The following is a 15373-nucleotide window of genomic DNA, read 5'->3' on the forward strand; positions in this document are numbered from 1 at the left end:
ACAGACTGGGGTGCGGCTACATCTGTGACGTCCGCCGCCGCGGCATCGCGGTGGTCCATCAGCGTTGAATCACCGCAAATTCAATTGCGACTTTCGTAGCCCTGCTTTGGTCGGCGTGCTTCGTGGTCTTTTGGGGGAGAGTGAATTGAGTTCGATTGACAAAGCGGAGCGTCCGGCTCCGGTGACCGGCGTCGGGCCTCATTCGCTTCGCCGCCATGCATCGCTCGCCCTTTGGCGCGGCCTTGCGCCGCTCGGCCTGCTGGCCGCGCTGACGCTCGGCGGCTGCGACAACAAGAGCACGCAATCGCAGGCCGCGCCGCCGGCGCCGCCCGTGACCGTCGCGCAGCCGGTCAAGCGCACCGTCACCGATTGGGACGAATTCACCGGCCGGTTCGAGGCGATCGAAGAGGTCCAGGTCCGCGCCCGCGTCGGCGGCTTTGTCAACAGTGTCGAGTTCAAGGATGGTGCGATCGTCCACGCCGGCGATCTGCTTTACATCATCGACCCGCGGCCGTTCGAGGCGGTCGTGCTGCAGGCCGAAGGCCAGCTCTCCGACGCGCGCGCCAAGGGCGAGCTTGCCAAGCGCGATCTCGAGCGCGGGCTGAACCTGGTGCAGACCAGCGCGGTCTCCGAGCAGGTCGTCGACCAGCGCCGCCAGGCGTTGCAGGCGGCGCGCGCTGCCGAGACGCAGGCCGAGGGCACGCTGAAGGCCGCGCAGCTCAACGTCGAATTCACCCATGTGCTGGCGCCGATCACCGGCCGCGTCAGCCGGCATCTGGTGACCCCGGGCAACCTGGTGCAGGGCAGCGAGGGCGGCGCGACGTTGCTGACCTCGATCGTGTCGCTCGATCCGATCTACATCTATTTCGACGTCGACGAGGCGACCTATCAGCGCAACAGCAAGCTGTGGTTCGAAGGCAGGCGGCCGAGCTCGCGCGACACCGCGAACCCGGTGCAGGTGGCGCTGACCGGCGAGACCAAGCCCTCGCATGAGGGCAAGATGGACTTCCTCGACAACCGCCTCGACGTCTCGACCGCAACGCTGCGCAGCCGCGCCATCATTCCGAACAAGGATCTCTCGATCCTGCCCGGCCAGTTCGGCCGCGTCCGCATCATCGGCTCGGCGCCCTATGAAGCGCTGCTGATACCGGACACCGCCATCGCCACCGACCAGTCGCGCAAGATCGTGTTCGTGGTCAAGGACGACAACACGGTGGAAGCGCGCGCGGTCACGCTCGGGCCGTTGGATGAAGGCTTGCGCGTGATCCGCGAAGGCCTCAAGCCGGAAGATCACGTGATCGTCGACGGGCTGCAGCGCGCCCGCGTCGGCGCCAAGGTGACGCCGAAGATGGCGCAGGCTCCGGCGGAGACCAAGCCTCCGGCAGGTGACAAGCCCGCGGAAGCTGCCAAACCGGCGGCAGGTGCGAAGCCATGAATCTCGGCAGGCTCTCCATCAACCAGCCCATCCTCGCGATGGTGCTGTCGATCGTGCTGCTGATTGTCGGCGCGATCGCCTATCCGACGCTGCCGGTCTCGGAATATCCGCAAGTGGTGCCGCCGACCGTCGTCGTCAGCACGCAGTATCCGGGCGCTTCGGCGCAGACCGTGTCCGACACCGTCGCAGCTCCAATCGAGCAGGAGATCAACGGCGTCGAGGACATGCTGTATCTCTACAGCCAGGCGACCTCGAACGGCCAGCTCACCATCACCGCGACCTTCAAGCTCGGCACCGACCTCGACAAGGCCCAGGTGCTGGTGCAGAACCGCGTCGCGATCGCGCAGCCGCGGCTGCCCGAAGAGGTGCAGCGCAATGGCGTGACCACGCGCAAGAACTCGCCCGACATCCTGATGGTCGTGTTCATGCTGTCGCCCGACGACAGTTTCGACCAGCTCTACATCTCCAACTACGCGCTGCTGCAGGTCCGCGACGAGCTGTTGCGGCTCGACGGCGTCGGCGACATCCAGATCTTCGGCGCGCGCGACTACTCGATGCGGCTGTGGCTCGATCCCGACCGGATCGCCAATCTCGGCCTGACGTCCGCCGAGGTGCTGGCGGCGATCCGCGCGCAGAACCTGCAGATCGCAGGCGGCCAGATCGCCGAACCGCCGATCGCGGACCGCGCTTTCCAGCCGAATCTGGTGTTCACCGGCCGTCTCAAGGATCCCAGGCAGTTCGAGGACATCGTGGTGAAGGCCGGCTCCGACGGCCGCACTGTGCGCCTGCGCGACGTCGCCCGCGTCGAGCTCGGCGCGCTGTCCTACTCCACCAACAGCTTCCTGCTGCGCAAATCTGCGGTCGGCTTGCTGGTGACGCAGCGGCCCGGATCGAACGCGCTCGCCACTGCCAAGAACATCTCTGACACGATGGTGCGGCTGAAGGCGAATTTCCCGAAGGGGCTCGACTACAACATCGGCTACAACCCGACCGAATTCATCGCCCAGTCGGTGCATGAGCTGGTCAAGACCATCTACGAGGCGATGGCGCTCGTGGTCATTGTGGTGCTGGTGTTCCTGCAAGGCTGGCGGCCTGCGATTATCCCGATCATTGCGATCCCGGTGTCACTGGTCGGCACCTTCGCGGTGATGGCCGCGCTCGGCTTCTCGATCAACAATCTGACGCTGTTCGGCCTCGTCCTCGCGGTCGGCATCGTGGTCGACGACGCCATCGTGGTGGTCGAGAATGTCGAGCGGCACCTCGAACATGGCCTGAGCCGGCGCGACGCCGCGCTCAAGACCATGGAGGAGGTCGGCGGCGCGTTGGTCTCGATTGCGCTCGTGCTCTGCGCGGTGTTCGTGCCGACTGCATTCCTCGGCGGCATTTCCGGGCAGTTCTTCCAGCAATTCGCCGTGACAATCGCGGTCGCGACCGCGATCTCCTGCTTCTGCTCGCTGACGCTGTCGCCGGCGCTCGCCTCGCAGATCCTGGTGCCGCACGAGGAGAAGCGCCCGCCGGCGCGCTGGAACATCATCGCGCGCGGCTGGGACAGCTTTACCGCGCTGTTCAACCGCGTGTTCGACCGGTTGGCTCACGGCTATGCTGGTGTGGCCGACTTCGTGATCCGGCATACGGTGGTGATGCTCGCGATCTACCTCGTCTTGATCGGCAGCGCCGGCTGGCTGCTCGCGACCACCTCGCAGGGCTTCATCCCGGCGCAGGATCGCGGCTACGTCATTGTCTCGGCGCAGCTGCCGGGCGCCGCGTCGTTGGCGCGGACCACGGCGGTGGTGCGCGAGATCGAGCGGATCGCGCTGGATACGCCGGGCATCGTACGCGTCGCGGCGTTCGCCGGCTTCTCCGGTGCGACGCGCACGCAGCAAGGCAACGCCGCGGCGCTGTTCCCGGTGTTCGACGAGCCGGAGGCGCGCCTGAAGAAGGGGCTGACGGCAAGTGCGATCACGGCCGAATTGCGCAAGCGCCTGTCGGTGATCCAGGGCGCCTTCATCATCGTGATTCCGCCGCCGGCCGTCCCCGGTATCGGCACCGGTGGCGGCTTCACCATCCGCGTCCAGGATCGGCAAGGACGTGGGCCGGAACTGCTGGCGTCGGCGACCGATGAACTGGTGGCGGCGGCGCGCAAGTCGCCGTATCTCACCTCGGTGTTCTCGCCGTTCACCGCGAACACGCCGCAGCTGTTCGTCGACATCGATCGCGTCAAGGCGCAGAAGCTCGGCGTGCCGATCGCCAGCATCAACGATACCATCCAGACCTATTTCGGCTCGACCTACGTCAACGACTTCAACCTGTTCGGACGCACCTATCACGTGACCGCGCAGGCCGATCTGCCGTTCCGGAAGGAAAGCTCCGATCTCGCGAGGCTGCGCACGCGAAATGCAGCAGGCGACATGGTGATGCTGGGCAGCGTGGTCGATTTCCGCGATGTCTCGGGGCCGGATCGCGTCGCCCGCTACAATCTTTACTCGGCATCAGAGCTGCAGGGCGAGCCGTCGCCCGGTACGAGTTCGGGAACCGCGCTCAGCACCATTAAGAAGCTCGCCGAAGAAACGTTGCCCAGCGGCTTCTCGTTCGAATGGACCGACCTGTCCTACCAGCAGGTCAACGGCGCCAGCGCGGGTCTCTACGTGTTCCCGATTTGCGTGCTGTTCGTCTATCTGGTGCTGGCCGCGCAATACGGCAGCTGGACATTGCCGTTCGCGGTGATCCTGATCGTGCCGATGTGCCTGTTCGCGGCCACGATCGGCGTGCGCATCATGGGCCAGGACGTCAACATCCTGACCCAGATCGGCTTCGTGGTGCTGGTGGGCCTCGCCGCCAAGAACGCGATCCTGATCGTCGAGTTCGCGCGCGACATCGAGCTCGAGGGCAGGCCACGGCTGGAGGCGGTCATCGAGGCCTGCCGGCTTCGCTTGCGGCCGATCCTGATGACGTCGTTCGCCTTCATCCTCGGCGTGCTGCCGCTGGTCCTGTCGACCGGCTCGGGCTCGGAAATGCGTCAGGCGGTCGGCGTCGCCGTGTTCTTCGGCATGCTTGGCGTCACCCTGTTCGGGCTCGTGTTCACGCCGATCTTCTACATGGTGGTGCGCAACCTCGCGGAAGGAAAGAACGAGGGCAAGCCGAAGGAGCCGGCGGCTGTGGCGGGGTGAGCATTGCTCTCTCCGTCGTCATTCCGGGGCGCGCCTCTTGGCGCGAGCCCGGAATCCATCGGACCACATAACCAAGCGGAGAAATGGATTCCGGGCTCATCGCTTCGCGATGCCCCGGAATGACGGGAGAAAGGGCGCCGCAAGCCCATACTTTTGGCTGATCGGGCAGAGGCGGAAAGAGATGGGCAGGCGCGGGGTTATAAAATAATCTCGCGCCGATTTTTTCATATAAGAGCTGCTGGGAGAGCATAACGATGAAGTCGGGATTTATGGCCGCGGTTGCGGCGTGCAGCCTGATGCTGGCGGCGCCGGCGATGGCGCAGGGCGTCAAGATCGGCATCCTGAACGACCAGTCCGGCGTCTACGCCGATTACGGCGGAAAGTATTCGCTCGAAGCGGCGCGCATGGCGGTCGAGGATTTCGGCGGCGAGGTGCTGGGCCAGAAGATCGAGATCGTGACCGCCGACCATCAGAACAAGCCGGATCTTGCGACCGCGATCGCGCGGCGCTGGTACGAGGTCGAGAACGTCGACATGATCACCGAGCTCACCACCTCATCGGTCGCGCTCGCGGTGCAGGAGCTGTCGAAGGAAAAGAAGAAGATCGACATCGTGGTCGGCGCGGCGACCTCGCGCATCTCGGGCGACGCCTGTACGCCGTACAGCTTCCATTGGGCCTATGACACCCGCGCGCTCGCGGTTGGGACCGGCGGTGCGCTGACGGAAGCGGGCGGCAACACCTGGTTCTTCCTGACAGCCGACTACGCCTTCGGCTACGCGCTGGAAAAGGACACCAGCGACATCGTCGCGTCGAAGGGCGGCAAGGTGGTCGGCTCGGTCCGCGTGCCGCTCAACTCGTCGGACTTCTCGTCCTTCCTGCTGCAGGCGCAGAGCTCGAAGGCGAAGATCATCGGGCTCGCCAATGCCGGCCTCGACACCACCAACTCGATCAAGCAGGCGGCCGAGTTCGGTATCGTTCGCGGCGGCCAGAAGCTTGCCGGCCTGCTGATGACGCTGTCGGAGGTGCACGGTCTCGGCCTCGAGGCGGCGCAGGGCCTCGTGCTCACCGAGGGCTTCTACTGGGATCACGACGATGCCTCGCGCGCCTTCTCCGAGCGCTTCTTCAAGCGCACCAGCCGGATGCCGAGCATGATCCATGCCGGCACCTATTCGGCGACGCTGAGCTATCTCAAGGCGGTCAAGGCCGCCGGCACCAAGGACAGCGATGCGGTCGCCGCCAAGCTGAAGGAGCTCCCGGTCGATGACGCCTTCGCCAAAGGCAAGGTGCTCGCGAACGGCCGCATGGTGCACGATCTCTATCTGTTCGAGGTCAAGAAGCCCTCGGAATCGAAGAAGCCGTGGGACTATTACAAGCAGATCGCCGTGGTGCCCGGCGACAAGGCATTCTTCACCGCCAAGGAAAGCGGCTGCCCGCTCACCAAGTGACGCGTGTATCCACAGGTGGTGTCGTCCTGGCGAAGGCCAGGACCCATTACCCAGACTGCATGTTGTTGCATCACGCCGTGGCCATCAGATTGCCCATAACCGCGTCCTGTGGTTATGGGTCCTGGCTTTCGCCAGGACGACGGTAGTGGTTGTTGCTCGATCGCGCCTTCAATGCGCCAGCCGCCACACCGCGCCGCCGATCCCGCCGACCCACAGGACGATCGAGGCCACCGCCTGGATGGCGAAGCCGGGGCTGCGTTTCGCCACCGCCTCGCGATAGCCGATGAAGTAGACGATGCGGCCGATCACCCAGATCGCGCCGATCGCGGCCGCCGCGGCATCGCCGACATAGATCGCGAACAGCCAGAGCGATGGCAGGAAGATCGGCATCCATTCCAGTGTGTTCATCTGGATGCGGAAGATGCGCTCGAAATCCGGATGACCTGAAATCGCCGGCAGCTTGACGCCATAGGCGGCACGGGCGCGCGCGACTTGCGTGCAGGTGAAGAAGTAGAACGCAACGGCAAGGCAGGTGACGATGGCCGTGGAGTGGTACATGGCAGGCGTGTCCTCTTGTTCTATTGGCCCCGATGTCATGACGCGGCGGCGCCGGGCGGTGTGACAGGCAAGGCTATTTTGGGCGGCGCCGATCTTGCGTCGACGTCCTAGTATCCCGTCATCTCAAGATAGCCGATTCCGGCATGACTGCCTGTAAAGCGGATCGGGCCTTCCCAATAGGGAAAGCTGGTTCCCATCCAGGCCTTCGGATTGAGCGGTGTGGTCTCGATGGCCAGGCCGCGCGCAGGCAGAGCGACGCGCCATGCTGTCGGCAGCTTGCGGCCGTCGATGTCGGTGGTCGCCGTCGGCGTGATGCTGTTGCCACTGGCTGCGATCTCGGCCGAGCGGCCATCCGGTGTGATCCAGTTGCCGAACAGGTTTTCGCGGCCGTCCTTCTGGCGCAGCCGGTACAGCATCAGCTTCTCGTCACCCGGCAGGTGCAGCGAGAACCAGTCCCAGCCGGTTTGATCCGCCGCCAGGGGCTGGCTGCTCCATTCACGGTCCATCCAGGCGACGCCGGTGACGTCGACCGGTCTGTCGTCGATCACGATGCGGCCGGACGCCTTGTAGAACGGCTGGCTGTAGTAATAGGAGGCCTGTCCGCGATCCGACTTGCGGCTGTAGCCATGGTCGCCCTGCAGCACCAGCGCGCGATCGGCGTCGAGCCGGAGCGCAGTCGAGAAGTCGGCCGCAGAGGCCTTCAGCTCGAGTGGTGCGACGCGCCGCGCATCGAAGTCGTTCAGTCCGTGCATCTCCCAGGCGTCGATCCAGGCACGGAACGGGGTCGTCTCGACACCGGCCTGCCCGACGCCGCCGCGCGCAAACGTCTCGCTGAAGCGATGCGTGGCGGCGCTGGTGACGGCGGCATGGCCCATCCACACCTGCTGATTGGCCCAGCCTTCGCTCGGCCCGCCCGGCTTCATGGCCTGACGGAACAGCGTCCATTGCGCGCCATAGGCCGCGCCGCCGGTATCCGACAGGTTCGCGGTGACGTACCACCATTCGATCCGGAACTCCGGATGCGGGCCGTGATCGATCGGGAAGACGAACGGCTTGCCCGACGTGACGGCGGTAAATCCTTCGGCATTCTCGCCGAGCCCGGCAAAGCCCTGTGCGAACGTCTTGCCACTCAGCGCAAGCGCCAGCGCGCCGCCTGTGAAGGCGCGGCGCGTGATGGTGTCGCTAGCGCTCATTGACGAAGGTCCGGATCAGGGTGGCCGGCTGCATGCGGGCCAGTCTAGCAACCGGGAGCGCTGCGGCACAGAGCGCTGCGGCCATCGCCACCGCAAGCAGCTCGATCAGTTGCAACGGGAAGACGTGGAACGGCAGCCGCCAGCCGAACGCCTTGACGTTGACGATCGCAAGCAGGCACCAGGCGACCAAGAGGCCGAGCGGCAGCGCGAACAGCGCGGTGATCAGCGCGACCGCCATGGTCTTTAACAGTTCGAGCGCGGCGAGCCGCCGCCGCGTTAGCCCAATCGCCCATAGCGGCGCCAGCTGCGGCAGCCGCGAATTTGCGAGCGTGAGCAGGCTGGTCAAGAGCGCAATGCCGGCGACGCCGAGTGTGAAGGCGTTGAGCGCGCCGGTCACCGAGAAGGTGCGGTTGAACACCCGCCTGGATTCCTGCTTCATCGTCGCTTGGTCGGCGACGTTGCGGTCGTCGAGGCCGAACGTCGCCTGCAACGCCGTGATCAGCGGTGCGATCTTGTCCGGCGCGACGCGGAGCCCGAGCCGGGTCAGCGGCGTCTGCGGGAAGTGGCGCGTCAGCGCGGCGAAGTTGACCGCGATCTGGCCCTTGGGGTTGCCGTAATCGGCATAGATGCCGGCGATCCCGAGCGGCCAGTTGCCGCCCGGCGCCGGCACCTCGATGTGATCGCCGATCGCGAGCTTCATCCGCCGCGACAGCTGCTCGCTGACGAGGCAGGTGTCGCCGGGGCGCAGCCTGACCCAGGCATTCGCCGTGCTTTCCAGCAACGGCCAGTTGTCGCGATAGGTGGCGTGGTCGGGCAGGCCGAGCACCTCGATCGGCGCGCCGCCAAGCTGGGTTTCGGCGCGGCCGCCGGGCAGGATCGCCTCAACGTCCGGCCGGTCGCGCAGCCAGGTCTTGATTTGCTTGGCCTGCGCGTCGCTGGCGGCGCTGATATAGACATCGGCGGCGAGGCGGCCGTCGAGCCAGACCAGGAAGGTGCGGCTGAAACTTTCCACCATGGTGCCGACGCCGACATTGACCGCGAGCGCGAGCAACAGCGCCATCAGCGCCAGCGACAGGCCGGATAATTGCTGGCGGCTGTCGGCCCAGAACCAGATGCCGACCGGCGCCCGCGCGCTGCGCTGGCCGAACGCGAGTGCGATCTGCAGCACCATCGGCAGGATCAATGCCGCGCCGAGCATCAATGCGGCCAGCACGGCAAAGCCCGCGATCAGGGAATCGCCGAACTGAATGAGCACTGCTGCGACCGCGAACACCGCGAGCGCCGCCGCGCTCTGGAACATCAGCCAGCGCCGCTGCGCCTGCTGCCAGGCCTGCGGCTGCGCCGTTGCCAGCACCGGCATCCGGATCGCCTTGGCAAGGCTGGTGGCCGCGGCAGCCAGCGCGCCGAGGATGCTGATGGCGATGCCGGCGAACCACCAGACCGGCTTCAGCGAAAGCTGTCCGGGGATCTGCGCGCCATAGAGCCCGCGCAGCGAGGCCGCGACATCGGGCAGCAAGGCTGCCGCGATGAAGTAGCCGCAGACCAGGCCGATCAGGCCCGCGACCAGCGCTAGCGACACCAGCTCGATGACAAGCACGGTGTTGAGCATCCGCGCCGAGACGCCGCAGGCGCGCAGCGTCCGCAGCATCGGCAACCGCTGCTCGAAGGCGAGCCCGATCGCGGAGTTGACGATGAACAGGCCGACGAAGAACGACAACAGGCCGAATGCGGTGAGGTTGAGATGGAAACTGTCGGTGAGGCGCTCGAGGTCGCTCTCCGCGCTCGGCTCGACCAGACGCAGCTTGTCACCCGCCACGCTCTCGAGCGTGGCATGCGGCGTCTCGGATTTGCCTTTGGATTTTCCGACCAAGAGGCGCGACACCTGGCCGGGCATCTTCAAAATGTCCTGCGCGATGCCGATATCGACCACCAGCGCGCCGGGTGCGAGCTCCGCCTGCATGCGCAGCGGCGGCAGGCCGATGCCGTTGGCCTGCGGCCGCTCGCCTTCCTTGAGGCCGAGATCGCGCAGCGTCTCGCCCGCCACCAGCATTTCGCCGGGCGGCGTGACGAAGGCTTGCAGGCTGCCGCGTCCGACCGCCGGGGCGTTGCCGACCTCGGAGGGCAGCGTCACCGGCTCGACGCCGAGCAGGCGGAAGCTGCGGCCGTCGATCTGGACGCGGCCCTCCAGCATCGGCGACACCGGCCAGCCGGCGCGGCGCAGATCGACGAACAGCTGTTGCGGGAAGGTCGCGCTGTCTTTGCTCACCAGCATGGCGGTGCGCGAGCCGCCGAAGGTCGCGGCGGCGCGGTCATAGGCGATGCGGGCCTGCTGGTTCAGCGCCTGCACGCCGCTCCACAGCGCGGTGGCCGAGATCAGCCCGATCAAAAGCGTCGCGAGCTGCATTGGATGCCGCCGCCAGTGGCTGAGCAGCACGGCGAGGATCCACAGTGGGCGCCTCACGCAATGACTCCCGCATGCAGGTTGACCTGGCGATCGAGCGTCGCGGCGAGCCGCGCGCTGTGGGTGACCATCAGGAAGCCGCAGCCGGTGCGGGCAACCAGATCGCGCGCGAGACGCAGCACCTCGTCGGCGGTGTCCTCGTCGAGATTGCCGGTCGGCTCGTCGGCGAGCAGCAGCAGCGGCTTCGGCGCCAGCGCGCGGCCGATCGCGACGCGCTGCTGCTGGCCGCCGGACAATTGCTCGGGATAGCGCCTGAGCAGGTTTTTCAAGCCGAGACGCTCGACCAGTTCGTCATGCCAGGCGGCATCGTGCCGGCCGGCGATGCGCGACTGGAAGACGAGATTGTCCGCGACCGACAGACTCGGGATCAAATTGAACTGCTGGAAGACGAGGCCGAGCCGGTCGCGGCGCAATTCGGCGCGGCCAGCGTCGTTGAGCGTGGAGACGTTGATATCAGCGAGGGCGATCTCGCCGCCGTCGGCGGCGTCCAATCCCGCGATCAGATGCAGCAGCGTGCTCTTGCCGCTGCCGGATTCGCCCGTCAGTGCGACGCTCTCGCCGGTTGCAACGGCAAGATCGACGCCGCGCAGCACCGCGACGTCTTCCCCGGCAGAGCGGTAACTCTTGGTCAGGCCGGTGACGCGAAGCACCGCGGCGGTCTGGTCAGGTGAAGCGATGGCGGTGCCTCATTGCGGCTTCTGGTATCTCAGGACGAACTCGTCGATCGGCACCGGGGCCTTGAAGACGGGAATGTCCTTCGGGTCCTCCGCATGATGCAGGAAATCGCCCTCGGCCACCAGCTTGAAGCCGGCCGCCTCGATCTCCTGCTTCAAGGTGCTCTCCTCGATCCGGTGCAGTGTCTTGGCGACATTGGTGCCGTCGCCCGGCTTGGCCGAGTGGTCCGCGATGACGAGGAAGCCGCCCGGCTTCAGCGCGGCGAACATCTTCTTGTTCATCGCGGCGCGATCGACCGGCAGATAGCTGATGTCGTGATAGAAAAAGAAGAAGGTGATCATGTCGAGGTCCTTGACCTCGGGCGGGATCGGATCGTCATAGTCGCGCACCACATGGACGACGTTCTTCATCGCGGGGGACTTCGCGCGGGTGTCGAACTTGTCCTTGACGAAGCGCTCGAGCACGGTAGCCGAATCCTGCGCGTAGACCTTGCCCGACGGGGCGACGGTGCGCGCCAGGAGTTCGGTGCTGTAGCCGGCGCTCGCCGCCATGTCGAGGATGGTCATGCCCGGTTTGACCCCGGCAAAGGCCAGCATCTTGGCCGGCAGGCGGCGCTGATCGACCTGGCGATCCGCATCGCTGCGATCGGGCGCGGCCACGATCGCGGCGTAGTCGGGACTCGCGGTGTCGTCTGCGCGGACAGCCGTCGCAGCGAGGAGGGCAGTGGACGCGAGCGCAGTGCAGGCGATCGCGCGAAGCATCAATCTGTTCATGAAATAACCCCGGCTTTTCGTTAAATAACCCCGGCTTTTCGTTGCCCCCGAGCATAGCAGCCGGGCCATGACAGATCACCGCTTCGCGGCCGCGCCGACGCGATCGTGATCGGCCGTTACAGCTGTGCGGGGTCGTGCGACCCCGGGAAAATGCGTTGTTGCGTTGCCCGGCGAGGCGTGGCTAGCATCGCCGATTGGGGCCGATCTTACGAAGCCAAAAAACGAAACGACGGGGAGCCAGACATGACGACGCAACCGACGCCCATGGGGACGTCGAAGGGGACCGGGACGCCCAAGGGCGCCTGGACCATCACCTTCCTCCTGTTCCTGTTCATGGTGGTGAACTTCGCGGACAAGATAGTGGTCGGGCTGGCCGGCGTGCCAATCAGGAAGGATTTGGGTCTCACTCCCGAGCAGTTCGGTACCCTCGGATCGTCGTTCTTCTATCTGTTCTCGATCTCGGCGATCGTGATCGGCTTCGTCGCCAACCGGGCGTCGACGCGATGGATTCTGCTGATCCTGGCGCTGATCTGGGCGGTGACGCAGTTTCCGATGGTCGGGTCAGTCGACTTCACGACGCTGGTGATCTGCCGCATCATTCTCGGCGCCGGTGAAGGACCAGCGGCGGCGGTTGCCATACACGCCGTCTATAAATGGTTCCCCGATGAGAAGCGCACGCTGCCGACCGCGATCCTGTCGCAAGGCTCGGCGTTCGGCGTGATCCTGACGATGCCCGCGCTGGGCTGGGTCATCGAGCATTACAGCTGGCATCTTGCCTTCGGCGTGCTCGGTGTCGTCAGCCTGCTCTGGGCCGTCGCCTGGTTTGTGTTCGGTAAGGAGGGGCCGCTGGTGTCGACAAGCGCTGTCGTCGCCGACGAGCGCCGGATTCCCTACTGGAAGCTCCTGACGTCGCGCACCTTCATCGGCTGCGTTGCCGCGACCTTTGGCGCCTATTGGGCGCTGTCGCTCGGACTCACCTGGTTCACCTCGTTCATCATCGAAGGACTGGGCTACACCCAGAAGCAGGCCAACTTCATCTCGATCCTGCCGTGGATCTTCGGCGCTGTGGTCGTGATCCTCACCGGCTGGGTCTCGCAGCTGATGCTGGCGCGCGGCTTCACCACCCGCGGCGCGCGCGGTGTGCTCGGGTCGGTGCCGCTGATCATCGGCGGCTGCATTCTGGCGACGCTGCCCCATGTTGAGCCCGGCCCGCTGATGATCGCGTTGCTGGTTGTCGGCTCCGGGCTGTGCGGCTCGATCTATGTGGTGTGTCCGCCGATGCTCGGCGAGTTCACGCCGGTGTCGCAGCGCGGCGCGATGATCGCGATCTACGGCGCGTTGTACACGCTCTCGGGCATCCTGGCGCCGCAGGTGATGGGCAATGTGATCCAGCATGCCGGGGCCATGATGGCCGGCTACATGACGGGCTTCACCATCAATGCCGCGATCATGGTGGGATCGGGCCTGCTCGGACTGCTGCTGCTGTGGCCCAACACCGAGCGCGCGCGGTTGACCGGTACGTCACAGCCCGCGGGCGCGATCAGGGGTGCCGTATCGCCGACGTAGGGTAGGTGCGCTTTACCCTCCCCTGGAGGGGGAGGGTCGGATCACATTGAGCGCAGCGAAATGTGAGACGGGGTGGGGTGATCTCTCAACACGGGCAGCGTCCGAGTGGAGAGACCGTCACCCCACCTCGCTGCGCATTCCGCTTCGCTGCATGCCCAGCGACCCTCCCCCTCCAGGGGAGGGTGAAGCGGCGTCACGGTTATCAATATCGAGCGCCTGTAGCCCGGATGCAGCGAAGCGAAATCCGGGGTCACTCTGTCGTGGATGGACTTATCCCGGATTGCGCTTCGCTGCATCCGGGCTACTCGCTGACCCTCCCCCTCCGGGGGAGGGTGCATTGCTGCGTCTATCTCAGTTCAAGCCCTGCGCGCCGCGGACGAGCCTGCCGGGGCGCGCGCCGGTGGCCTGGCCTGCGCGCTGGGTGACCACGCCGGAGACGATGGTGGCGTCGTAGCCGTCGACCTGCTGCAACAGGCGGCGGCCGCCGACCGGGAGGTCGTAATGCACCTTCGGCGGATGCAGATGCAGCCGGTCGTAGTCGATCACGTTGACGTCGGCCTTGAAGCCAGCTGCGATCACGCCGCGATCGGTGAGTCCAACCGACAGCGCGGTCTTGCGCGACTGCGCCGCGATCACGAACGGGATCGACAGCTTCTCGCCGCGGCTGCGGTCGCGCGTCCAGTGTGTCAGGAGATAGGTCGGGAAGCTGGCGTCGCAGATGATGCCGCAATGCGCGCCGCCGTCGGACAGGCCCGGCACGGCGCTGGGCTCGCGCAGCATCTCGTGCACGGCGTCGAGATTGCCGTCGGCATAGTTGAGGAACGGCACATAGAGCATGCCGCGGCCCTCGTCGGTCAGCATCGCGTCATAGGCGAGCTCTTCCGGCTGCCGGCCCTGGCGGCGCGCCTGCGGGCCGAGCGCGTTCTCCGGCGGTTGCTCATAGTCCGGCGGATTACCGAGCAGATACATCTTGTCGTAGTTCGGCCGGAAGAACAGCGGATCGTCGGTTGCGGTTGCGCTCTCGCTCAGGATCGCGGCGCGCACCTCGGGCCGGCGCAGATGCGTGAGCCGCTCGGCCAGCGGCAATTTGGCGATCTCGCGGTAGCTCGGATGGGTCTGGAACGGGTTGCGCGACAATTCCAGCCCAAGCAGCAGCCCGACCGGCCGCGCCGCGATCTGGGTCGTGATCGACAGGCCGCGCGCGGCGGCTTCATTGATGGTGTCCATGGTCTGCCGCCAGCGCCGCGGCGCCTTGTCGGCCTGCGCGACCGAGAACGAGATCGGGCATTTGGTGGTCTCGGCGACCCGCAGCATCATCGGCAGGTCTTCGTGGACGGTGCTCTGGTCGAGCACGAATTGCAGCACGCTGCGGCCGACGCCGTGCATCGCGCCGGCGATTGCGGTCAATTCGTCTTCACCCGCTTTCAGCGTCGGCGTGTAGTCGCCGGTCGAGGTGCGGTGATTGAGCGTGCGCGAGGTCGAGAAACCCAGCGCGCCCGATCGCACCGCGTCGCCTGCGAGCGCCGCCATCGCCTTGTTGTCTTCCGGCGTTGCCGGATCGCGGCGCGCGCCGCGCTCCCCCATCACATAGACCCGCAGCGCCGCATGCGGCAGCTGCGCGCCGATATCCATGTCGAAATTGCGCTTCGACAGCCATTCCATGTAGTCGGGGAAGCTCTCCCACGCCCAGGGAATGCCGGCGGAGAGCACCGGCTCCGGAATGTCCTCGACGCCTTCCATCAGCTGGATCAACCGGTTGTGGTCGCTCGGCCGGCATGGCGCGAAGCCGACGCCGCAATTGCCCATGATCGCCGTCGTGACGCCGTTCTGCGACGACGGCGTGATGTCCTGGCTCCAGGTCACCTGGCCGTCGTAATGGGTGTGGACGTCGACGAAGCCCGGCGCGACGAGCTTGCCCTTGGCGTCGATCTCTTCCTTGCCGGTTGCGGAGACCTTGCCGACCTCGGTGATCTTGCCGCCCGTGATAGCGACATCGGCTTCATAGAGATCGCCGCCCTTGCCATCGGCAATGGTGCCGCCGCGGATCACGAGGTCTGGGGTCGAGGTCATGGCATTTCATCCCGAGGCTGTTTTTGATTG

At 66.0% G+C, this 15373-nt stretch carries 10 protein-coding genes; 4 read left to right on the forward strand and 6 right to left on the reverse strand.

What is annotated here, in order from left to right; genetic code table 11:
- Positions 1-181: 181 nt before the first annotated feature.
- From AKN84_RS06280 to AKN84_RS06290, 3 genes are all read left to right on the forward strand, one after another.
- Positions 182-1435 (forward strand): efflux RND transporter periplasmic adaptor subunit, encoded by a 1254-nt coding sequence (locus tag AKN84_RS06280; RefSeq protein ID WP_050419881.1) that lies wholly within the window; start codon positions 182-184, stop codon positions 1433-1435.
- Positions 1432-4602: an efflux RND transporter permease subunit gene (locus AKN84_RS06285; RefSeq protein WP_050419882.1), complete on the forward strand. Its 3171-nt coding sequence runs from the start codon at positions 1432-1434 to the stop codon at positions 4600-4602. The genes AKN84_RS06280 and AKN84_RS06285 overlap by 4 nt, the downstream gene beginning before the upstream one ends.
- A 254-nt stretch (positions 4603-4856) precedes the next feature.
- Positions 4857-6047: an ABC transporter substrate-binding protein gene (locus AKN84_RS06290; protein WP_050419883.1), complete on the forward strand. Its 1191-nt coding sequence runs from the start codon at positions 4857-4859 to the stop codon at positions 6045-6047.
- A gap of 168 nt (positions 6048-6215) precedes the next feature.
- Here the strand turns inward: AKN84_RS06290 and AKN84_RS06295 are convergent, their stop codons facing one another.
- The 5 genes from AKN84_RS06295 to AKN84_RS06315 form a co-directional block, all read right to left on the reverse strand.
- Positions 6216-6605, reverse strand: a complete 390-nt coding sequence (locus AKN84_RS06295; protein ID WP_050419884.1) for an MAPEG family protein — start codon at positions 6603-6605, stop codon at positions 6216-6218.
- A gap of 107 nt (positions 6606-6712) precedes the next feature.
- Complete coding sequence (locus tag AKN84_RS06300; RefSeq protein WP_050419885.1) at positions 6713-7798, reverse strand: lipocalin-like domain-containing protein; 1086 nt, start codon at positions 7796-7798, stop codon at positions 6713-6715.
- A complete protein-coding gene (locus AKN84_RS06305; RefSeq protein ID WP_050419886.1) occupies positions 7788-10259 on the reverse strand; it encodes an ABC transporter permease in 2472 nt (823 codons plus the stop codon). Before AKN84_RS06305 ends, AKN84_RS06300 begins: the two co-directional genes overlap by 11 nt.
- A complete protein-coding gene (locus AKN84_RS06310; RefSeq protein ID WP_050419887.1) occupies positions 10256-10909 on the reverse strand; it encodes an ABC transporter ATP-binding protein in 654 nt (217 codons plus the stop codon). The genes AKN84_RS06305 and AKN84_RS06310 overlap by 4 nt, the downstream gene beginning before the upstream one ends.
- Before the next feature lie 36 nt (positions 10910-10945).
- Positions 10946-11707: a class I SAM-dependent methyltransferase gene (locus tag AKN84_RS06315; RefSeq protein ID WP_050419888.1), complete on the reverse strand. Its 762-nt coding sequence runs from the start codon at positions 11705-11707 to the stop codon at positions 10946-10948.
- Positions 11708-11950: 243 nt separating this feature from the next.
- Here AKN84_RS06315 and AKN84_RS06320 point away from each other — a divergent pair, with 243 nt between their 5' ends.
- Entirely contained in the window at positions 11951-13273 is a 1323-nt protein-coding gene (locus tag AKN84_RS06320; RefSeq protein ID WP_050419889.1) for an MFS transporter, read from the forward strand.
- 351 nt (positions 13274-13624) lie between these two features.
- Here AKN84_RS06320 and AKN84_RS06325 read toward each other — a convergent pair whose 3' ends face one another.
- Complete coding sequence (locus AKN84_RS06325) at positions 13625-15343, reverse strand: N-acyl-D-amino-acid deacylase family protein (RefSeq protein ID WP_050419890.1); 1719 nt, start codon at positions 15341-15343, stop codon at positions 13625-13627.
- Positions 15344-15373: the final 30 nt, after the last annotated feature.

It is taken from the genome of Bradyrhizobium tropiciagri (assembly GCF_001189845.1).
GTDB classification, from domain to species: domain Bacteria; phylum Pseudomonadota; class Alphaproteobacteria; order Rhizobiales; family Xanthobacteraceae; genus Bradyrhizobium; species Bradyrhizobium tropiciagri.